Source organism: Rhodococcus sp. RDE2, from assembly GCF_020885655.1.
Lineage (GTDB): Bacteria > Actinomycetota > Actinomycetes > Mycobacteriales > Mycobacteriaceae > Rhodococcus > Rhodococcus pyridinivorans.
On record NZ_AP025186.1, the window covers coordinates 4757553 to 4778816 of the forward strand.

Sequence of the window (21264 nt, forward strand, 5' to 3'; positions counted from 1 at the left end):
TTCTACTTCAGGTTGGGGGTGATCTGCCTGTCGACGACCGCCTGCAGCTGCTGCTGCACGTCGGCGAAGGTCGTTGCGACGTCGGCGTTCTGCAGTGCGATCCGTTCCAGGCCGGTCCCGATGATCTGATCGCCACCGGGGACGAACACCCGGGCGTAGTCCTGGGAGCGCGTGACGGCCAGCTGGTCGACCGCGGTCCGTGCGTTGGGGTTGTCCTCGAGGTACTCCTTCATGGCGGGGTTGTCCACCGCGGACTTCCGGACCGGCATGTAACCGATGTTCTGTGAGAAGTACGCGGTGTTGTCGCCGTTGGTGACGAACTCGACGAACTTCAGGGCATTGCGCTTGCGTTCGTCGGAGATGCCGGACGGAATCGCCAGACCCGCACCACCGGTGGGGCATCCCGCGACGCCTTCGGGAGCCGGCAGGAAGGCCGTCCCGAATTCGAAGGACGCGTTCTGCGTGATACCCGACAGGTCTCCCGTGGACGCGATCGTGGAGGCGATGAGACCGGCGGAGAAGTCGTTCGCGATATCGGTCGTCACCGCGGCGTACTTCTTGTCGTGGATCATGCGCTTCAGGAATTCACCTGCCGCAATCGTCTTCTCGTCGGTGAACTTCAGGTCCCATCCGTCGGAATAGGCACCACCGAAGGTCCAGATCGGGCCCTCGAAGGTCCATCCGAGGTAATCCTTGGCGTTGCCCCAGCCGTGCGCGAGCCTGCCGTCGCCGACCACCCCCTGGATGCGGGGACCCCACTCGTCGAACTCCTCCCAGGTGTCGGGTCCGCGATCGGGAAGTCCGGCCTGCTGCCACACCTGCTTGTTGTAGTAGAACAGCGGAGTCGACCGCGCGTACGGAAGAGCGAAGTGACTCCCCTCGTAGAGATAGTCCGCGAGCAGGGAATCGACGTAGTCGCCGGTGTCCACTCCCACCTCGCGGAACAGATCGTCGAGCGGGGTGATCGCACCGGTGATCGCATAGTTGAACCACCACACGTCCGACAGCACGACCACGTCGGGCAGGTCGCCGCCGGAGAGCGCGGCGTTGAACTTCTGTGAGACCTCCTCGTAGTTCTTGCCACCGTCGATGAGATCGACCGTGATGCCCGGGTTCGCGTCCTGGAACCGCCGGATCAGCTCCTTCTCCACGTCCTGGGATTTGCCGGGGTGGTTGGACCAGAAGCTGATCCGCGATGCATCGCCGGATGCCGATCCCGTTCCCGAAGTCTGGGACGAGCCACCGCCCGTCCCTGCACATGCGGTCAGCGCAGCGCTCGCAGCCACGAGACCGGTCAGCCCGAGGAAACGACGCCTGTCGATGTTCCTGATGTCCATTCCCAGCTCCCTGAGGATTCAGCCCTTGACCGCACCGGAGGTGAGGCCCTTGATCATGTGCTTTTGCAGCACAAGGAAAATCACGAGAATCGGCAGCATCGCGAGCACGGTGCCGGCCATGACCGGACCCCAGTTCGTGACACCGTCGTTGTTCTGGAGTTGTGTCAGCCCGATCGGTAACGGCGCAACGGATGCGTCGTCGGCCATCAGGAACGGCCATAGATACTCGTTCCACTCGTTCACGACGGTGATGAGCGCGAACGCGACCATGGTCGGGCCGGATACGGGGAGGACCACGCGCCACAGCAGCCGGAACGGGCCCGCTCCGTCCATCCGTGCGGCTTCGATGATCTCGGCCGGAATGGACAGGAAATGGTTGCGCATGAGGAACGTTCCGAAGGCCACGCCTGCCAACGGCACGATGATGCCCTGGAAGGTGTTGCGCCAACCCCAGTCCGCGACGAGCGCATAATTGGAGATGACGGTGATCTGGTTCGGCACCATCAGCGCGGCGATGATGCCGAGGAAGACGATGTTCTTGCCGGGGAACCGCAGGAACACGAGACCGAACGCACTGAACACTCCGAGGACGAACTTCACCGTCGCCAGTATCGTCGTGATGACGATCGAGTTGCGCAGGAACAACCCGAACGGCACAGATTCGGTTGCCTCCGTGTAGTTCTGCGGATGGAAGACGCTCGGCCACCAGGTCACCGGCAGCGTGTAGATGTCGGGCCGCTCCTTGAACGATGTCACGACAATCCAGTACAAGGGCAGAGCCACCACCAGCAGCACGAGCACCATGGCGACATAGGCCAAAGCCGTGACGGCGCGCTCTCGTCTTCGGTGCGAACGCGTTTCGTCCGCGGGTGCGACCAGGTGCACGACAGACTTCTCCGCGACAGCGGTCACGAGTGACCTCCTCGGTCCATGATGCGCACCTGGTAAACGGTCACCGCGAGCAGTACCAGGAACATGATGGTGGCAACGGTGGCGCCGTAGCCGGCACGGAAGTTGCGGAACGACTCGTCGTAGATCTGGTAGACCATCGTGGTCGTGCCGGTCCCCAACGGACCCCCACGAGTCATGACGTTGATGATGTCGAAGACCTGGAACGAATTGAGCAGCACGGTGATCGACAGGAAGTAGGTGGTGGGCCGCAATTGCGGAAGGACGACGCGCCGGAAGGTCGTCCCCCGGGAGGCACCATCGATGGCGGCGGCTTCGCTCAACTCGGGCCGGAGTCCCTGCAGTGCAGCGAGATAGATGACGAAGGTGTAGCCGAGGTTCTTCCACATGTACGTCAGGGTCACCATCACCAACGCCCAGTTGGGGTCCTGGTAGAAGTCCGGCGTCGGAAGTCCCACCCGGGTCAGGACGTCCTGCACCAGACCGAAGTTCGGATCGAAGACGAACTGGAAGGCGATTCCGACGGCTGCACCGGAGATGACGAACGGTGCGAACAGCGCCGACCGGACGAGATTGCGTCCGTGGAGCCTACGGTCCAGAAGCAGTGCGAGCCCGAGTCCCAGTGCCATCGAACCGGCAACGGTCGCCACGGTGAACACGATGGTGTTGCCGACGATCTCCCAACTGTCGGGACGCGTGAACCATTCTCGGTAGTTGGCGAGTCCGACGAAGGTCGAGTTCGGGCTCGCGATGTTCCACTCGAAGAAGGAGAGCCGGATGTTGTCGGCGAGAGGCCGGTAGGTGAACAGGATCAACAGCGCGAGATTGGGCCCGACCAATGCCGCGAAGAGCGCGTAATCGCGCCACGGGCGGTGGCGGAGGCCGCGTTCGTGTTGCGGCAGGGTTCGTTCCGGACTCGGTGACACCGGAGCAGTGTGTGCCGACAGAACGAACCATGGGTTACGAAAGGGCGACGCCCCCTGCTATTCCGGACGAACGTTACGAACCGGAAGCAGGGGGCGTCGGAGATGTGCGTCGGTGTCAGAGATTCCAGTCGCCGAGACCGTCCCAGCCGTTGAGGGTTCCACCGGCCGTGTTCTGCACGATCACCGGATCGCCCTTCTTGGCGTTCTCGTAGAACCACTTGCCGTCCTCGGTGCTCACGTTGAGGCAACCGTGGCTGACGTTGGTGTTGCCCTGCGCGCCGACCGACCACGGTGCGGCGTGGAGGAAGATGCCGCTGTTTGACATCCGCGTCGCGTACTCGACGTAGGTGCGATATCCCTCGGGGCTGTCGACGGGAACCCCGTAGGTCGACGAGTCCATGTACATGTCGCGGTACTTCTCACCGACGATGTACGTGCCGTTCGGGGTGTCGTGGCCGGGCTTGCCGAAGGACGTCGGCATGGTGCGGACGACCTCGCCGTTACGGGTGACGGTGATGGTCTTGGTGTTGTTGTCGGCGACCGTCACCAGAGCGTCACCGATGGTGAACGACGACTGAGTGTCGCCGGCCTTCACGGTCACCGCGGTGTTCGCAGGCCAGAACTCGAACGGCTTCCAGCGGACCTGCGTGTTCGACGCCCAGTAGAAGTGCCCGTCGACGGGCGGCTGCGTGGTGATGCGGATGGCGCGTTCGGCGGCTGCACGATCTCCGACGGCCTCGTTGAAGCGGACGATGATCGGCTGCGCGACACCCACCGTCTCCCCGTTCGACGGGTTGACGGACGGAGCGGAGAACGGGGCGGCCGGCTCGGGAGCGAGCTGGGGCGGAAGCTGCGGCGGCGTCACCCCGGGCGGCGTGAGCCCTTCGATCAGCTCTTGGACACTCGGCACCTCGGGCCCACCGGGCCACAGCGGTGCCGCGCCCGCAGGACCGGCGGTGGCCAGTGCCACGGCGGCTGCGCCCACGAGTGCAGCACCGATCCGCGCAGATCGGCGGCCCGTGCGGCGACCGTTCGACAAAGCTCGCTTTTCGAACATTCCACAACCCATCGTTCAGCGGTGCGCCGCGCCTTACTTCCCCTGCGCGGCGTGCTCGTACCCGTTCATTAGACACAGGACGGTTACGGACGGGCAATTCGAATGCGCACGGTCTCGGCGTTTTCCCAGGTCAAAGGACCGAGTGGTCTATTACGAATGCGGACGGCCACGGCGCGGGTGAACGGATATCACCCGCGCCGCAGACCCGCGGTCACACCGTTTCCGGGACGTCGAGGTGGGCGATGACGAGCTCGAACTCACCGGTATCGAGCACCCTGGCGCCTGCTGCCCGAGTCACCTCGGAGCGGATGTCGTCGACATGTGCTCTGGTGCGGTCCATCGCCTCGGCACTGTCGAACGTCAACGAGGTCACCCCGCGACCACCGGCACGGTCGAGCATCAGGCTGGCGCTGCAGAAACCCTCGAGTTCCTCCATCCGCGGCAGCGCGGCCATCTTCCACATGTCCACACCGCGATCCACCTGCGCGGGATCGATGTCGACCCAGGTGACACTGCAGCAGGACCCACGGGTCGAGTGGTGATCGCGGTGCATGACGGCGATCTCCCAGTTGGCCACGTCCGTGGTGGCATGGAACATCCGGGCCGCCTCGTCCCGGAGCATGCGGGCCATGCCTTCGCTGGAGCGCAACACGTCCTCGTCCCGCCAGGAGCTGGTGGCGATGCATCGGCCCGAGCCGCGGTCGATCAGCAGGGACAGCCCCAGGCAACCGTTCATGTCCGCCAGGGCAGGCATCACGATGTCGCGTACGTGCTTGATCCCGGCGTCGATGTACGACGGATGCGCATGAATTGTGGTGGAGCGTGCAAACACGATCGGCACCCCTCTCCTCAGGGCGGCGCCGACGCGGCGTCGCCGGTCGTTTCGGCGCGACCCCCCACCCGAAACCACCCGTGTTCACACTGCTCCCCTACTCGGCCGTAGGCAATAGACGGACAGCGTGCGTCTGTCATCCTCGAAGGGTGGCGGCCTCGAACGGCATCGACCGCATCGGTCCCGGAGACCTGATCGAACTCGTCTCGGACGTGGGACGGGTACCCATGAATGTCGGTGCTGCGATCTTCTTCGCCGGTGAGAACCTGACGCACCCCACGACACTGATGACCGTGCTCGCCGAACGCCTCGTCCGGATTCGACGCCTGCGGCAATGCCTGATCGAGCCGGCCTTCGGACTCGGGCGTCCCTACTGGCTCGACGACGCCCACTTCGACATCGATGCCCACTTCTCCCAGGTGCGGTGCCCCGGTCCCCGCGACAGGGACGCCGCACTGACGCTCGCCGCGGACGCCCTTACCCGGCCGCTGCCCCGATCGCAGCCGTTGTGGCGCGCGCTGCTCGTCACCGACATCGCGGACCCGAACGGGCACACGGCGTTGGTGATGGTGCTGCACCACGTCCTGGCCGACGGGATCGGTGGTCTGTCGATCCTGGCGCATCTCGTCGACGGCACGGACAGCACACCGCCCATGCCCGAACAGCGCGCTTCAACGCAACCAACCAGACGAGAGTTGTTCTACGACAATGTAATCGGTCACTTGCGGGCGCTCCGCCGGGCACCGCGAGCCGTCGCACGTCTTCCTGCAGCATGGACAGAACTCGGGAGGGGCGCCGGCGGACGTGCCCCGCGGTGTTCGTTGAACGCGCCCATCGGGTCTCGTCTGGCGCTCAGGACCGTCGAGGTGGATCTGGACACGCTCCGTCGGGCGGGACGGCAGTGGGACGCAACGATCAACGATGTGCTGCTGGTCGCCGTCGGGGGCGCCCTCGCCACCATCCTGCACAAGCGCGGCGAGTTCCCGTCCGAGCTGATGATCTCGGTGCCGGTCTCCGCCCGCACCGCTGCCACGGGTGGGCAACTGGGCAATCGCGTCGGCGTCATGCCCGTCCGGGTACCGCTGGACGGGACCCCGGAGCACCGGTCGGTATCCGTCTCCCGCACGACCCGACTGCAGAAGGCGAACGTGCGGGGCCTGTCTGCCGAACTACTGGGTCCGGTCTTCCGCGCCCTTGCGGCCGTCAGGGCGTTCCGCCGGTTCGTGGACCGGCAGCGCCGGGTCAACTCGTTCCTGTCCGACCTGTCGGGACCGTCGTCGACGCTCACCGTTGCCGGAGTGCCTGTCGCGTCGATGGTGCCGATGATCGTCACCACGGGCAACGTCGCGGTCGCTTTCGCGGCCCTGTCCTATGCCGGCACGCTGACCGTGGCGGTCGTCGTCGACCCCGATCTCGTCCCCGAACACCGTGACCTCACGGAGGCCCTGCGCGAACAGTTCCGCTCGATCGTCGCCTCCGCACAGTGACTGCCGGCCGCTCCGATGTGGCGGTCGGGAACCGAGGAGCGGAGTACCTTGATGTGCATGTCGGAGGAGATCGCCGAGATCCGTACCCTCGCCGATGCCCGGAAGGTGTTGGCATCGCAACCGTTCAGCGTCCTGATCGGAGCCCGTCTGACCGAGTACGAGCGCGGCCGGGCAGTCCTGGAAATACCGCTCAGGGAGGAACTGCTCCAGCAGTTCGGCTTCGCGCACGGAGGTGTTCTGGCCTACGCGGCCGACAATGCGCTCACGTTCGCCGCAGGCACGGCCCTCGGGCCGTCGATCGTGACGACCGGCATGAGCCTCGACTACCTGCGGCCCGCCGGGGGCGCACTCCTACGCGCGGTCGCCACGATCGTCAGCACCAGTCGCAGGCAGGCACTGTGTCGTTGCGAGATCTACGCCGTCACCGAGGACGGGACGGAGAAGATGTGTGCGGCGGCGCAGGGCAGTGCTCGCCTGATCGATCTGAATCGTTGAGCGGGACAATCTGTTCCACCCTCCGTTCAGAGACCGAAGATCCTCGCCAGTCGCGCATCGGAGTCGTACAGGGCGTCGGTGTCGAAAGTGGATGCGGAGCTGAGCACCTCGTTCGCCCCGGTGGAGGCGAGCAGTTTCTCGAGCCCTTCGGCCACCTGATCCTCGGTGCCGGCCAGCGAACCCTTCGCGGTCTCGTCGACGATGCGGCGGCGCCGCTCGGTCATCGGCTGCCGGCGGATCTCCTCGATCGGGGACAGCGGCGGGAACGCCCCCTCTTCGCGTGAGACGGCCATCGCCCAGGCCTCCGGAAGCTGCAGCTCCCGAGCCTCGGCTTCGGTGTCGGCGATGAGGATGTCCAGGCCGACGACAACATAGGGCTCAGCGCCGGGTGTGGCCGGGCGGAAGTCGGCGCGATAACGGTCGAACGGTTCCGATCCCTGCCGCAGAAGCGGTCCGGCGACGACGACGGGCAGGCCCAGACGCGCCGCCAGCCGCATACCCTGCCCGGTGCCGAGGACGAAGATCGGAGGCGGCTCGGACAGTCGAGGACGCACCGTCACTTCGGCGGTGCCGTGCAGATAACCGCGCAGTTCCTCGATGTCGGCGGCGAAGTCGTCCGCGTCGGCCTTGTGGGTCCGCAGCGCATCGCGCACAGGCGCAGTGAATCCGAGGGAACGACCGACACCCAGATCGATCCGTCCCGGGTGCATCGCTTCGAGCATCGCGAACTGTTCGGCGACGACGATCGGTTGATGGTTGGGCAGCATGACGCCGCCGGATCCCACCCGGATCCGGCTCGTCCGCTCCGCGATCATGCCGATGAGCAGCGGTGGAGCTCCCGACGCGATGCCTGGGACGGCGTGGTGCTCGGCCACCCAGAAGCGGTGGTAGCCGGCCGCCTCGGCGAGTTCGGCGCGACGCAGGGTCTGCTGCAATGCGGCAGCGTCCGGCTGCCCCTCCCGGGTCCGGGAGCGGTCCAGCAACGACAACGCCACCTGCACGGTCGTCTCAACACCGCGACCGTCCCGGATCTTCCCTGCAGGTCAGGGATCTTCGGGACCCCAAACGCGTCCGGCTGCGATCCAGTCCCCGTGGAAGTGGAGTTGCCCGTGCTCCGAGGCCTTCTGCGCCGCGGCGACACCGTGTGCATCGGCGAGGTACAGTAGGAGATCGGCGATCGCGTCTCCGACCGCGACGACCTGGTCGCGGGCATCACCCGCTCGGATCGCCATCTCGGCGAGTACGCGCCCGGTGCCGATCGCCCCTGTCAGGGACCGGTGGTGGAGCTGGGTGCAACCGGCACGACCGCAGGACAGACACAGATCCGATACGTGATCACCCATCGGAGTCCTCATGTCATTTCCTGCCGAAACATAAAGCCAATTATGTCCGATTTCGTTTCGGTGCCGAATGGGAGGTGCCGACGTACTGGACAATGCCACCCCACGCGGCAGGGTCGAACTGCTCACGGCCGCGGGTTCTTCCGGGTCCACCGCGGCCGGTCGTTGCGGGTGGCCGCCGTGCAGCGACGACACGGGACGACTCCGTGTTCACCCAGCTCCGCCAAGTCCATGCGTGGGTGTCGCCGGACGGGTAGCGGATCCCGTCGGTATCGATCCATCGGCCCGACGCAGCGACCGCCGGGTGGGAGTGCTGAGCCATGGGTCCGGGTTCGCGCCACCGGACGGGATTACTCGATCCGCGACGCTGCGAGCATCTCCTCGATCGAGACGAACTTCAGGCGCGAGCGTCCCGCCGCCGATCCGCGGGCCTTCTCCTGCTTGTCGATCTGCAGCCAGCCCCGGTAATCGATGTGCTCCGGACGCCGCTCGGCGACGAGCGCCGCCAACTTCTCCCGATCGGCGACCGGCTCGGGCAGCTTGCCCTCGACGAAATCGTCGAGGATCTTCTCGACCGTTTCGGCAGAGCACTGCTTGTTGGTGCCGATCACGCCGCTGGGACCACGCTTGATCCAACCGGCGGTGTAGACACCGGGCACCGGTGCTCCGGCCTCGGCGTCGATCACCCGGCCGCCCTCGTTCGGGATGACCCCGCGCCGCTCGTCGAAGGGCAGACCGGCCGGCGCGGTGCCGCGGTAACCGATCGAACGCAGCACCAATCCCGCCTCGAGGATTTCGGTCTGTCCGGTCGGGCGGGCCTCGAGACGGCCGTCGACCTCGACCAGTTCGTTGCGCTCGAGGGTGATCGATTCGACAACACCGTCGCCGGAGATCTCCACCGGCGAGGCGAGATAGCGCAGCACGATCCGCTTGTTGCCCTCGGTGGGAGTGCGCTGCGCGAAGCCCTCGACCTGCCGCACCTTGAGCGTCAGGCGGGGTTCGACCTCCGGATCGTCGATCAGCGCGCGGCTGACCGGGTCGAGTTCGACCTCGACCGGGTCGACGACCACATCGACACCGGGCAGCGAGCCGAGCGCGAGCAGCTCCGGGTTGGTGTAGGCGGCCTGCGCCGGGCCGCGCCGGCCCACGACCACGACCTCGCGGATGTTCGACTTCCGCAGCGCCTCGAGCGCGTGCTCGGCGATGTCGGTGCGCGCGAGCTCGTCGGGGTCCATCACCAGGGCTCGCGCGACGTCCAGGGCGACGTTGCCGTTGCCGATGATCACCGCGCGTTCGGCCGACAGATCGAAGGTGTGGTCGGCGAAATCAGGGTGTCCGTTGTACCAGGCGACGAACTCGGTCGCGGCGCGGCTGCCCACGAGGTCCTCTCCCGGGATGCCCAGCGTGCGGTCGCCTGCGGCACCGACGGCGTAGATCACGGCGTGATGGTGCGCGAGCAGTTCCTCGTGGGTGATGTGGGTGCCGACCTCGACGTTGAAATAGCACTGGGTGTTCTTGTGGCCGATGGCGCTGCGGAAGAGGTCGCCGACTCCCTTGGTGCTCTGATGATCGGGGGCCACACCGGCACGCACGAGCCCGTAGGGGGTGGGCAGGCGGTCGAAGATGTCGACCTGCACCGCCGAGTGCGTCACCAGATCCATCGCGGCATAGCACGCCGCAGGACCCGAGCCGACGATCGCCACCCGCAGCGTGCCCAGCTCGGCGGGCAGCTTGCGGCGCGTGCGCAGCTCGGGCCAGTCCGGTCCGATCGGGTAGCGACGGTAGTACTCGGCGTTGATCTCGAGATACGGCTCCTGCGCCGGCGTGAGTTCGTTGTCGGCGGCGATCGCATCCACCGGGCACTCGTCGACACAGGCCCCGCAGTCGATGCACGTGTCGGGATCGATGTAGAGCATCTCCGTGGTCGCGAAGGGTGCTTCGTCGGGTGTCGGGTGGATGCAGTTGACCGGGCAGACCTCGACACACGAGGCGTCGTTGCAGCACGCCTGGGTGATTACATAAGCCACAGTTGTACCTGCCTACAGTGCCGATTCCGGACAACGAACGGGCCTCAGACTAGTACACGTTCCAGTTTCGGTCGAGAACCACGTTCTCATAACCATATCATCGAATTTCCGGCTGTCGAGGTGCCTCAGATGTCCGTTTCGGCGCTCGATTCGATGCGGAAACCGATCTTGAGAGTGACCTGCGTGTGGGCCACCCGGCCGTCGTCGATGTGGCCCCGGATGTTGACCGTCTCGAACCACTCGAGATGCCGCGTGGTCTCCGCTGCTCGCGCCACCGCTTTCGCGATCGCGTCGTCGACTCCCGTCGTCGACGATCCGACGACCTCGATCACCCGGTAGACATGGCTCATGGCTGAACTCCTCGAATCGACGATGCTCCGATTCGGATCGTCCCGCCCTCGAGGGACCCCCGTCCCCGGAACCACGAAAATGACAGAAAGATTCAGTCACGACGCGCGAGCGACCGGGCGAGTTCGCCCAGCCGCGCCAGACGCAGGTCCCCGAGCGGGATCGCGCCGGCACCGAGCCGGTTGGTGACGAAGGCGAGCGACAGACCGGTGTCGAGATCGGCGTACGCCCCCGAGCCACCCACTCCGTAGTGCCCGAGCGCACCGCGCGGACGCTGGATGCTCGCGAAGATGGGCTGGTGGTAGCCGAGCCGCCACGCCATCGGCACACCGAGCACGTAGTCCCGGCTGCGCACCCGCACGCGCGACATCTCGTCGATCGTGGTGGCGTCGAGGAACTTCACGCCGTCGATCGTCCCGCCGGCGGCTATCGCCCCGTACATACGCGCGAGCGAGCGGGCGGTGAACACACCGTTCCAGCCCGGCATCACCGAGTCGTGCACGGCCGGGTCGCCGACGAGCCTGTCGAAGCCGTCGGGCATCGCGGCCTCGGCGAGACCGCGGGTCGGTTCGAGTCGCGACAGGACCGCGGCGCTCGCACCCCAGTGCAGGCCGACCGGGGCGAGCCGCGGGAAGAGCTTCGCGATACGGCCCCGTTCGTCGTGAGGCACGCGGTACCAGAAATCGGGATCGCCGAGGGGCCGGGCGATCTCCTGCTCCACGACCTCCACGAAGGGCAGACCGGTCACTCGCTGCACGAGTTCGGCGACGAGCCATCCGTAGGTGACGGCGTGGTAGCCCGAGCCGCGTCGCCGCCGTCGATCCGGTGCCGCCTGCTCGAGCGCCGCGACGGTCGTCTCGTAGTCGAGGATCCCGCGCGTCCCCGGAACCAGACCGCGCACCCGGTGCAGGCCGGATCGGTGGGTCATGACGTCCGCGACGGTGATGTCATCTTTGCCGTTCGCGGCGAACTCCGGCCAGTACTGCGCAACGGGCGCGAAGTAGTCGATCACTCCGCGCTCGGCCAGACGGTGCACGACGGTCGACGCCACGCCCTTGCCGGTCGAGAACGACAACGCCATGGTGTCGCGGCTCCACCGCTTGTCGGGGGCCGACCAGCCGGACCAGATGTCGAGGACCTTCTCACCGTGGAGATAGGCGGTGAGTGCGCCGCCGCCGTCCCGGGGCCGCTTGTACAGCGAGAAGAACGCGTCGGCCAGCCGCAGGAATCGCGGATCGACGACCATCTCGGTCGGCGCCGCCGGGCCCGGCCGGGCGTCGATCCGCCCCGGGACGTGCACCGGTGCGAACGACGCTGTCGCCCCGGCAGGTTCGAAGACTGCTCCGGTCGTCATCGCGACACCTCCATCGGCATGTGCGACAGGCTACGACGACACGGAACGTAAAGGAAGGGTTTACGTACAGTCTGTCTGTCGAGGATCCCGGCGAGACGCGCCGAATCTACGGCAGGGGCGACGGCGGCGTCTGCGCGCCAGGAGTGAAGTACCGGAAGTCGCCCAGCACGACACACCCGCGTGCGGCCTCGAGTTCGAACGCGGCCGCCGCCGTGCCCTCGCACAACACCGGATCGTCGGCGTCGCCCACATAGGCCTGCGACTGCGGACCCGCGGCGACGACCGCCGTGCCCGGACTTTCGAGCACACCGAGCGCCAGGGCCTCCTCCCCCACGCCGATCGCGAACAGCCGTCCCGACGTGCTTTCCCCGGCGCCGACACCGCCGTCGAATCCGGCGGCCACCACCTGTGCGGCACTGCGGGCATCGGCGAATCCCACGCCCCGCTCGGCATAGCTCCACGCCTCGGCGGTGCCGTCGGTGGACGCACCACACGCTTCGCCCCCGTCGATCTGCACGATCTCGGCCGGGGCACCCGGCGGTGCCGTGCACGTCGTGGCCGCGGACGCGGTCTGAGGAATGAGGAAACCGACCCCGATGGCGGCAGCGAATACTGCCCCGACGCCGAGAACCCGACCGGACGCCCACGAACGAATCACGACATCGACCCTTCCGAACCTCGAGTGACTGTTCTCTCGGACAGTTTATGGACTCGCACCTCGGGAGGACTCATACTCGAGGTCACGACAGGGACGCGATTCCCCGAACGTTCCGGTTCACGTGTCCTTTGCCCGGTCGGTGTCGCGGGACGGTTGGACGCGCTTCGGCTCCCCCGGCATCTTCGGGTGATTCGGCGGATACGGCAGGTCGCCGATACCGTTCGCCTCGTCCCGTTCGGCCATCTCGAGCAGAACGTCCAGCGAGTGCGCATGCGCATCGAGATCCGCCATCGGATCGCCGCGCTTCGCCAGCAGATCCGGCACCGTGGCGATCGTGAAGTCGTCAGGTTCGGCGTCGACCAGCTCGTCCCAGGTCAGCGGAGTCGAGACGGTCGCGATCGGGGTGCGACGGACCGAGTAGGCCGAGGCGATCGTCTTGTCGCGCGCGTTCTGGTTGTAGTCGAGGAAGAGCCGCTCTCCGCGCTCCTCCTTCCACCACGCCGTCGTCGCCCGCCCGTCGCTGCGCCGCTCGATCTCACGCATGAGCGCGATCCCCGCACGACGGACTCCGACGAAATCCCATTCGGGCACGATCCGCAGATAAATGTGGAGTCCCCGCCCACCGGACGTCTTGGGATATCCGGCGAGTCCCAGTTCGTCGAGAAGCGGGCGCACGACCTCCAGCGCCACGGCCCGCGCGTCGCCGAAATCGGTTCCCGGTTGCGGGTCGAGGTCGATGCGCAATTCGTCGGGACGGTCGGTGTCGCCGCAGCGCACCGGCCACGGATGGAAGGTCACGCACCCGAGATTGGCCGCCCACACCACGTCGGCGGCCGAACACACACGCAGCGCATCGGCGGTACGCCCCGACGGGAACGTGATCTCGCAGGTCGCCACGTGGTCGGGTCGCTTGACCGGTGCCCGCTTCTGATAGATCTCCTCCCCCTCGATGCCGTCGGGAAAGCGCTGCAGATGCGTCGGCCGATCGCGCAGAGCCGTCAGGATCGGTGCGTCGAACTCGGTGGCGACCCTGCGGTAGTACTCCACGAGGTGCCGCTTCGTGCCACCTGCGGCGCCGAGCTGCGGGAAGTAGATCTTGTCGGGGTTCGACAACCGCACGGGCGTGCCGTCGACGTCCAACTCCTCCGCGGGCGAACGCTTCGTGGCCATGTCAGTCCTCCGTCCGGTCGAGCACATCCGACAGGTCGTAGCGCACCGGCACCTCGAGCTGGTCGAACGTGCAGCTCTCGGGGTCACGGTCGGGACGCCACCGCAGGAACTTCGCTGCGTGCCGGAACCGCATCCCCGCTCCCGACACACCTTGCATCTGGTCGTACGCGACCTCCACGACACGTTCGGGACGCAACGGCACCCAGCTGCGGTCCACCGCCGAACGCCACCGCGTCGGTTCGCCCTGCTCGACGACGTCGTCCCCGAGTCGCAGCGGTTGCAGTTCGGCGAGCAGTTCCTCGCGCCGCTCCCGCGTGAACGCCGAGGCTCCGCCGACCATCGCAAGTTCGCCGTCGTGATAGAGCCCGAGCAGCAACGACCCGATGCCCTCGACGCTCTTGTGCATGCGGTAGCCCATGAGGACGCAGTCGGCGGTGCGGGCATGTTTGAGCTTGAGCATCTCCCGCTTGTCGGGCACATAGAGCCCGTCGAGTCGCTTGGCGATCACGCCGTCGAGGCCGGCCCCTTCGAACTCCTCGAACCAGCGGCGGGCGGTATCGGTGTCGGTCGTGGCCACCGTGACATGACAGCTCTTACCCCCGCCGATCTCGGACCGCAGCCGCGCGCGCCGCTCCGCGAACGGGGTCTCCATGAGATTCTCGTCGCCGAGAGCGAGCAGATCGAAACCGACGAACACGGCCGGTGTCTGCTCGGCGAGCATCGTGACCCGGCTGGCGGCCGGATGGATCCGCTCGGACAGCGCCTGCCAGTCGAGTCGGGTGCGGCCGTCGTGTTCGCGCGGGACGACGATCTCCCCGTCGACCACGCACCTGCGGGGCAGTTCGGCGCGCGCGGCGTCGGCGAGTTCCGGGAAGTAGCGCACGAGGTCCTTGCCTCCGCGCGAGCCGAGAACCACCTCGTCACCGTCGCGGAAGACGATCGCCCGGAAACCGTCCCATTTGGGTTCGTAGGACCACTCGTCGGGACCGTCTTCGGGCTGGGAGGGGACGGTGGAGGAGACCTTGGCGAGCATCGGGGCGATCGGCGGCACCACAGGCAGGTCCATGCGGCACATCGTTCCACCCTGTACGGGTACCGGCAGCACTTCCGTAGGCTCTTCGACCATGAACATTCTCCGAGGGGCGGCCGGTGCCGCGGTGGCGTTGGCGGCAGCAGGGGTGCTTGGAGGATGCGCGACCCAGGTCGAAGGGCAGGCCGTGCCCGCCGCGAACGCCCTGGACACGTCCACGGCGCCGTCCTTCTCCCTACCCACCACGACCCCGTCGGCGTCGTCGTCGACCGAATTGAGCGTCGACGTCGCAGCCGGCGAATGCGTCGCGCTCGGTGGCACGGTCGACGACGCGACCATCGACTACGCGGTGTGCGGCAGCCCGAGCTCGAATTACAAGGTCGTCGACGTCGTCGATGCCAGTGCCATGTGCCCCGGCGACATCGACCAGACCTACTACGAGTCCTTCGGCGGCATCGAGGTCGGCGCGTTGTGTCTCGACATCGACTGGGTGGTGGGCGACTGCATCGACCTCGGCGGCGAGGATCCGCAGCGCATCGACTGCGGTGAGCCCGCGGTCCAGGGCGAGGAGGTCACCGAGATCCTGCTCGACACCTCCGACGTGAACGCCTGCTCGACGTCCGAGGGTGGGTTCGTGTACCGGGAACGCAACTTCGTGGTCTGCACCGACACCATCTGAGGTTCTCTCCTTCTGCGGATGCCCGTCGCGGCCGCGACGGAGCATGTCGGTGCCTCCCGCAACAATGCGTTCGACAGATCATCATCCGACGGACGCGAGGACGGAACATGACGCACTGGCCGGACAGACCGATCTGCGCGTTCGATCTCGAGACCACCGACCGGGATCCCCGCAACGCCCGCATCGTCACGGCATGCGTCGCGACCTTCGACGGCGACCGCATCGGCACACGCTCGTGGCTGCTCGACCCGGGTATCGCGATACCCGAGGAGACCACCGCGATCCACGGCATCACCACCGCCCACGCCCGCGCCGAAGGACTCGACTATCTCGAGGGATACAAGCAGATCCGGCAGGCCGTGAGCGACGCGTGGGCGCGCGGCCACATCGTCGTCGCGTTCAACGCCAGCTACGACCTGACGGTTCTCGACGCCGAAGGACGCCGGCTCGGCCTTACGGGGCTCGACATCGGCACGGTCGTCGACCCGTACGTCATCGACCGGGAGATGGACCGCAGCCGTCCCGGCAGGCGCACACTGCAGGCGGTGTGCGAGGCGTACGGGGTGTCGCTGCCGAATCCGCACGAGGCCGAGGCCGACGCACTCGCCGCCGGCCACCTGACCCGCGCCCTCGTGGCGAGATTCCCCGAGCTCGCCGAACTCGACATCATGGCCGATCAGGCCGCCTGGCACGCCGAGCGGCAACGCAGCTTCGCCGAGTACCTGCGCGGGCTGGGTCGCGAGGTCGTCGACGTCGACGACAGCTGGCCCGTCCGGCTCCCCACGCCGGTGGGCACCGACGTCCTCGAACGTCCCGTGATCGAGACGAGGTTCCGACGCGCGCTGCGCGCGATCCGCGAGTTCTTCCGGCGACTGCGCCGGGGTTGATCAGGGAAGCAGACCCTGCCGGCGCGCTTCGACCACGGCTTCGTGCCGGCTGCGCGCGTCGAGCTTGTCCATGGCGTTGCGCAGATAGGTCTTCACCGTCTCTACGCTCAGCGACAACCGGTCGGCGATCTCCGCGTTGCGGCAACCCAGCGCCACATGGCTCAGCACGTCGTGCTCGCGCGCGGTCAGATGCGTCCGCGGTTGCGATGCGCCGTCGCGCGCCCGGGCCAAGGTCTCCTCGACCGTCCGTACCTGTTCCCTGATCGACGGATCATCGGTCCGCGCCGCGATCGCCCGCAGCGCAACGAGGCTTTCCGTCAGCGCTTCGGAAACGGCGGCAGGCACGGTGGTGCCGTGCGCGGCCCGCGTGTTCCCGATCAGCGACACGCGACGGTCCACCTCGTCGCGGATCTCGATCTCCCGCGCGAGCTCCGCGGCCGACCGCACGACCTTCTCCGCCACGACGTCGCCGATGGGCCGATTGACCCTCAGCCCGCCGTAGATCGCCGCCCGGGTGCGTCCGCGCACCACGACCGGCACGGCGAGCAACGACTCGATTCCCTCACCGGCGACCTGCCGGTCGTAGTGGTGGGTGATGTGCGGGGAGGTGAAGTAGTCGGCGACCGCGCCGGGACGTTGTTCGACGACCACCCGCCCGCCGAGTCCGCGTTCGGCGGCGATCACCAGATTGCGCAGGACACGACCGCGCGTTCCGACGAATCCGGACAGGACGACGTCCGAGCCCTGCACCGCGCCACCGAAGAGCACTGGCAGTTCCGTCGTCGCCTTGAGGTCGCGCAGCGTGGCGCGGAGGGTGTCGAGATCGTCGGGACGCAGCACACCCGGCACAGCGACATCCATCGATTGCTCCTGCTCTTCCCTCCGAACACCCACTTTCGAGGGTAGAGGGGCCAGTTCCACGATTCGTAACCTGCACATCGTCCGGTGTTGCGACGATCACAGAAGACGCCGGAATCCGAGTAGGCCACCCCCGGAGGTATCCGTGTCCATCGCCCCCGTCCGTCCCGGCTCGACCGGAGCCGCGAACTACAGCCAGATGAGCCCGCTGCGCTTCCTCGAACGGTCCGCGGCGGTGTTCCCGGATCGCACCGCGATCATCCACGGCGACCGCACGTACACCTACGCCGAGTTCGCCGACGAGACGCAGCGGCTCGCGCGCGTGCTGCGCAGCCGTATCGAGCCGGGCGACAAGATCGCGTACCTGACCCCGAACGTGCCCGAGATGCTCATTGCGCATTTCGCGGTTCCGCTCGCGGGCGGTGTGCTCGTCGCGCTGAACTCGCGACTGGCCGGGCCGGAACTCGAGTACATCCTCGACCACTCCGAGACGAAGCTGCTGTTCGTCGACTCCGAATTGCTCGGATCGGTCGCGAACGTCCGCGACAACGTTCCCGGCGTCACCGAGATCATCGAGGTCCCCGACTCCACCGCGCCGGCTCCCGAGGTACCCGCCGGGGTGGCCACCGCCCGGTACGACGAGTTCCTCGCGCAGGCCGACTCGCTCGATGCGACACCGCTGCCGTGGAGCGTCGACGACGAGCTCGGCGTCATCACCCTCAACTACACCTCGGGCACGACCGGCAAGCCCAAGGGCGTGATGTACACCCACCGGGGCGCGTACCTGAACTCGCTGGGCGAGACCTTCCACAACAGCTTCGACGGGCAGAGCAAGTATCTGTGGACGCTGCCGATGTTCCACTGCAACGGCTGGTGCACGCCGTGGGCGGTGACCGCTGCGGCGGGCACCCACATCTGCCTGCGGGCGGTGCGGGCCGACGCGATCTGGGATGCCATCGACAACCTCGGCGTCACCAATCTGTGCGGTGCGCCCGCGGTGTGCTCGACCATCGCGAACGCCGAGCAGGCCCATCCCCTCGACCGTCCGTTGCGGATCACCACGGCCGGTGCGCCGCCGTCGCCGACGGTGATCGCCCAGCTCGAGCAGATCGGCATCACGGTCGTGCACGTCTACGGACTCACCGAGGTGTACGGCCCGTACACGATCTGCGAGTACCAGGACAGCTGGGACGACAAGCCCGCCGACGAACGTGCCGCGCTGCTCTCCCGTCAGGGCGTCGGCATGTTGCAGGCCGAGACCGCGCGGGTCGTCGACGAGGACATGAACGACGTGCCCGCCGACGGCGAGACCATGGGCGAGATCGTGCTGCGCGGCAACAACGTCATGCTCGGCTACTACAAGGACCCGGACGCGACCGAGGAGGCGTTCCGCGGCGGCTGGTTCCACACCGGCGACCTCGGCGTGATGTACCCGGACGGATACATCCAGCTCAAGGACCGCGCGAAGGACATCATCATCTCCGGCGGCGAGAACATCTCGACCGTGGAGGTCGAGCAGGCGATCGTCAGCCACCCCGCGGTGCTCGACGTCGCGGTCGTCGGCGTTCCGGACGAGAAGTGGGGTGAGCGTCCCAAGGCGTTCGTGATCCTGAAGAAGGACGAATCGGTCACGGCCGAGGAGATCATCGACTACACCCGCACACTGCTCGCCGGATACAAGGTGCCACGCGACATCGTCTTCCCGCTGGAGCTGCCCCGCACCTCCACGGGCAAGATCCTGAAGTTCGAGCTGCGATCGGCCGAAGCCGCCGAGGGGTGAGCCGACCCCTCACGACTGCATTGGATACTCGACGCCATGACATCCGGTACCGGTAACAGCACCCGTCGCCTCGACTCGACGGGACCCGATCCCGCCCAGTTCCGGGTGCATGTCGTCACGCAGGCGATCCGCCTGTTCTCGGAGTTCGGCTACGAGTCGACCACCGTCGAGCAGATCGCCGCGGCCGCCGGGGTGTCGCGGCGGACCTTCTTCCGGCAGTTCCGGTCGAAGGAGGACGTGATCTTCGCCGATCACGAGTCCCTGCTCGAGCAGGTCGCCGAGTACCTCTCACAGGATTTCGACGATCCGTGGGCGGCGGCCTGCGACGGGGCCAAGCTCGTGTTCGGTCACTTCCGTGACCGGCGCGAGCTGGCGGTGTGGCGGTATCGGGTGGTGCAGCGGGTGCCGGCGCTGCGGGAGCGCGAACTCGTCACCACCTACCGCTACGAGCGGTTGTTCACCGACTTCCTGCGCGCCGCCGTCCCGACGGAGAAGCCGGTGCGCACCGTCAGCTTCGCGGCGGCGATGACCGCCACGCACAACTTCGTGCTGCGCGCGATGATCCGCGGCGACGAGACCGCCACCGCCGAACGCCTCGAACAGGAGCTGCTCGAGCTCCGCCGCACGTACGGGGTGGTTCCGGCGCCCGAAGGCGCGACGAACGGGAAGGCCGCACCGGCCCCGCCGGCGGTCGCGGTCGTGACCTACCCGGCTCATCTGACACCGGCCGAGATCGCCGAGCAGGTTCGGCTCCAGCTCGAAGGTGCACGTCAGCACCGTTGACCTGGCACTGAGTGCCGTGGTTACAATCGACTCATTCCGTCACGTCGCGAACCCTCGCCTCGCTATGCTCGAGGGAGCTACGCTCGCAAATCTGGCACCGCGTGCCGTTAGGAGTCCGCCGTCATGGCCCTCAATCCCGACTTCGACCTGTTCAAGCTCTCCGAAGAGCACGACGCTCTGCGCGAGGCCATCCGCGCGCTCGCCGAGAAGGAGATCGCGCCCTACGCCAAGGACGTCGACGAGAACTCCCGCTTCCCGCAGGAGGCCCTCGACGCCCTCAACAAGTCGGGCTTCAACGCCATCCACGTGCCCGAGCAGTTCGAAGGCCAGGGCGCCGACTCGATCGCCGCCTGCATCGTCATCGAAGAGGTCGCCCGAGTATGTGGCTCCTCCTCGCTGATCCCCGCCGTCAACAAGCTCGGCACCATGGGCCTGATCCTCCGCGGCTCCGACGAACTCAAGGCCAAGGTCCTCCCCGACATCGTCAACGGTGCGATGGCCTCCTACGCGCTGTCCGAGCGCGAGGCCGGCTCCGACGCCGCCTCCATGCGCACCCGCGCCAAGGCCGACGGCGACGACTGGATCCTCAACGGCTCCAAGTGCTGGATCACCAACGGTGGTAAGTCCACCTGGTACACCGTCATGGCCGTCACCGACCCCGAGAAGGGCGCCAACGGCATCTCCTCCTTCATGGTCCACAAGGACGACGAGGGCTTCGTCGTCGGACCGAAGGAGAAGAAGCTCGGCATCAAGGGCTCCCCCACCGCCGAGCTGTACTTCGAGAACTGCCGCATCCCCGGCGACCGCATCGTCGGCGAGCCGGGCACCGGCTTCAAGACCGCTCTCGCGACCCTCGACCACACCCGCCCCACCATCGGCGCGCAGGCCGTCGGCCTCGCCCAGGGCGCCCTCGACGCGGCGACCGCCTACGTCAAGGATCGCAAGCAGTTCGGCCGCCCGATCTCCGACAACCAGGGTGTGCAGTTCATGCTCGCCGACATGGCAATGAAGGTCGAAGCCGCACGCCTGATGGTCTACACCTCCGCTGCTCGCGCCGAGCGCGGCGAGCCCAACCTCGGCTTCATCTCGGCCGCCGCGAAGTGCTTCGCGTCGGACGTCGCCATGGAGGTCACCACCGACGCCGTGCAGCTGTTCGGTGGCGCCGGCTACACCACCGACTTCCCGGTCGAGCGCATGATGCGCGACGCCAAGATCACGCAGATCTACGAGGGCACCAACCAGATCCAGCGCGTCGTCATGTCGCGCGCTCTGCTGCGCTGACACCGGTCGCGTAGGTTACCCCCGGA

General features: G+C 67.1%; 21 protein-coding genes. 7 read left to right on the forward strand and 14 right to left on the reverse strand.

Annotation, left to right across the window (positions count from 1 at the left end; genetic code table 11):
* Positions 1 to 2 precede the first annotated feature (2 nt).
* The 5 genes from LPH33_RS22170 to LPH33_RS22190 all read right to left on the reverse strand — a co-directional run bounded on the left by LPH33_RS22170 (position 3) and on the right by LPH33_RS22190 (position 5070).
* Positions 3 to 1337, reverse strand: coding sequence for an ABC transporter substrate-binding protein (locus tag LPH33_RS22170; protein ID WP_269065936.1), 1335 nt, complete (start codon positions 1335 to 1337; stop codon positions 3 to 5).
* A gap of 18 nt (positions 1338 to 1355) precedes the next feature.
* The gene (locus LPH33_RS22175) at positions 1356 to 2249 is read right to left on the reverse strand and encodes a carbohydrate ABC transporter permease (protein WP_006553672.1); all 894 of its coding nucleotides are present in this window, start codon (positions 2247 to 2249) and stop codon (positions 1356 to 1358) included.
* A complete protein-coding gene (locus LPH33_RS22180) occupies positions 2246 to 3172 on the reverse strand; it encodes a carbohydrate ABC transporter permease (RefSeq protein ID WP_193902679.1) in 927 nt (308 codons plus the stop codon). Before LPH33_RS22180 ends, LPH33_RS22175 begins: the two co-directional genes overlap by 4 nt.
* A gap of 115 nt (positions 3173 to 3287) precedes the next feature.
* Positions 3288 to 4229, reverse strand: coding sequence for a L,D-transpeptidase (locus LPH33_RS22185; RefSeq protein WP_229566121.1), 942 nt, complete (start codon positions 4227 to 4229; stop codon positions 3288 to 3290).
* Between the two features lie 211 nt (positions 4230 to 4440).
* Entirely contained in the window at positions 4441 to 5070 is a 630-nt protein-coding gene (locus LPH33_RS22190) for a hypothetical protein (RefSeq protein ID WP_019290804.1), read from the reverse strand.
* A gap of 140 nt (positions 5071 to 5210) precedes the next feature.
* Here LPH33_RS22190 and LPH33_RS22195 point away from each other — a divergent pair, with 140 nt between their 5' ends.
* Together LPH33_RS22195 and LPH33_RS22200 are read left to right on the forward strand one after the other, a co-directional pair.
* Complete coding sequence (locus LPH33_RS22195) at positions 5211 to 6548, forward strand: wax ester/triacylglycerol synthase domain-containing protein (protein WP_229566122.1); 1338 nt, start codon at positions 5211 to 5213, stop codon at positions 6546 to 6548.
* A gap of 57 nt (positions 6549 to 6605) precedes the next feature.
* Positions 6606 to 7043, forward strand: a complete 438-nt coding sequence (locus LPH33_RS22200) for a PaaI family thioesterase (protein ID WP_094979989.1) — start codon at positions 6606 to 6608, stop codon at positions 7041 to 7043.
* 26 nt (positions 7044 to 7069) lie between these two features.
* Here the strand turns inward: LPH33_RS22200 and LPH33_RS22205 are convergent, their stop codons facing one another.
* From LPH33_RS22205 to LPH33_RS22240, 8 genes are all read right to left on the reverse strand, one after another.
* Positions 7070 to 8038 carry an MsnO8 family LLM class oxidoreductase gene (locus tag LPH33_RS22205; protein WP_229566124.1) on the reverse strand — a complete coding sequence of 323 codons (969 nt, stop codon included), beginning with the start codon at positions 8036 to 8038 and terminating at the stop codon, positions 7070 to 7072.
* A gap of 48 nt (positions 8039 to 8086) precedes the next feature.
* Positions 8087 to 8386, reverse strand: coding sequence for a hypothetical protein (locus LPH33_RS22210; RefSeq protein WP_229566125.1), 300 nt, complete (start codon positions 8384 to 8386; stop codon positions 8087 to 8089).
* 347 nt (positions 8387 to 8733) lie between these two features.
* Positions 8734 to 10410, reverse strand: a complete 1677-nt coding sequence (locus tag LPH33_RS22215) for an FAD-dependent oxidoreductase (protein WP_071935822.1) — start codon at positions 10408 to 10410, stop codon at positions 8734 to 8736.
* Positions 10411 to 10535: 125 nt separating this feature from the next.
* A complete protein-coding gene (locus LPH33_RS22220) occupies positions 10536 to 10760 on the reverse strand; it encodes a dodecin (protein ID WP_006553682.1) in 225 nt (74 codons plus the stop codon).
* A gap of 92 nt (positions 10761 to 10852) precedes the next feature.
* The gene (locus LPH33_RS22225; protein ID WP_229566127.1) at positions 10853 to 12112 is read right to left on the reverse strand and encodes a serine hydrolase domain-containing protein; all 1260 of its coding nucleotides are present in this window, start codon (positions 12110 to 12112) and stop codon (positions 10853 to 10855) included.
* 106 nt (positions 12113 to 12218) lie between these two features.
* Positions 12219 to 12770 carry a DUF6764 family protein gene (locus tag LPH33_RS22230; protein ID WP_006553684.1) on the reverse strand — a complete coding sequence of 184 codons (552 nt, stop codon included), beginning with the start codon at positions 12768 to 12770 and terminating at the stop codon, positions 12219 to 12221.
* A gap of 117 nt (positions 12771 to 12887) precedes the next feature.
* The gene (locus tag LPH33_RS22235; protein WP_039585290.1) at positions 12888 to 13940 is read right to left on the reverse strand and encodes a DNA polymerase domain-containing protein; all 1053 of its coding nucleotides are present in this window, start codon (positions 13938 to 13940) and stop codon (positions 12888 to 12890) included.
* A 1-nt stretch (position 13941) separates the two neighbouring features.
* Positions 13942 to 15006, reverse strand: coding sequence for an ATP-dependent DNA ligase (locus tag LPH33_RS22240; RefSeq protein WP_229566128.1), 1065 nt, complete (start codon positions 15004 to 15006; stop codon positions 13942 to 13944).
* 58 nt (positions 15007 to 15064) lie between these two features.
* On the opposite strand from LPH33_RS22240, the gene lppU reads away from it, so the two are divergent.
* Both lppU and LPH33_RS22250 read left to right on the forward strand, forming a co-directional pair.
* On the forward strand, positions 15065 to 15649 hold the full coding sequence (gene lppU / locus LPH33_RS22245) for an LppU family putative lipoprotein (protein WP_041803464.1): 585 nt from the start codon (positions 15065 to 15067) through the stop codon (positions 15647 to 15649).
* A 107-nt stretch (positions 15650 to 15756) separates the two neighbouring features.
* A complete protein-coding gene (locus LPH33_RS22250) occupies positions 15757 to 16536 on the forward strand; it encodes a 3'-5' exonuclease (protein WP_229566130.1) in 780 nt (259 codons plus the stop codon).
* On the opposite strand, the gene LPH33_RS22255 is transcribed toward LPH33_RS22250, so the two are convergent.
* Entirely contained in the window at positions 16537 to 17397 is an 861-nt protein-coding gene (locus tag LPH33_RS22255) for a LuxR C-terminal-related transcriptional regulator (protein WP_059384693.1), read from the reverse strand.
* Between the two features lie 196 nt (positions 17398 to 17593).
* Here LPH33_RS22255 and LPH33_RS22260 point away from each other — a divergent pair, with 196 nt between their 5' ends.
* From LPH33_RS22260 to LPH33_RS22270, 3 genes are all read left to right on the forward strand, one after another.
* Complete coding sequence (locus tag LPH33_RS22260) at positions 17594 to 19174, forward strand: acyl--CoA ligase family protein (protein ID WP_229568456.1); 1581 nt, start codon at positions 17594 to 17596, stop codon at positions 19172 to 19174.
* A gap of 36 nt (positions 19175 to 19210) precedes the next feature.
* Positions 19211 to 19957 carry a TetR family transcriptional regulator gene (locus LPH33_RS22265; protein WP_229566131.1) on the forward strand — a complete coding sequence of 249 codons (747 nt, stop codon included), beginning with the start codon at positions 19211 to 19213 and terminating at the stop codon, positions 19955 to 19957.
* 123 nt (positions 19958 to 20080) lie between these two features.
* Positions 20081 to 21238, forward strand: coding sequence for an acyl-CoA dehydrogenase (locus LPH33_RS22270; RefSeq protein ID WP_006553691.1), 1158 nt, complete (start codon positions 20081 to 20083; stop codon positions 21236 to 21238).
* Positions 21239 to 21264: the final 26 nt, after the last annotated feature.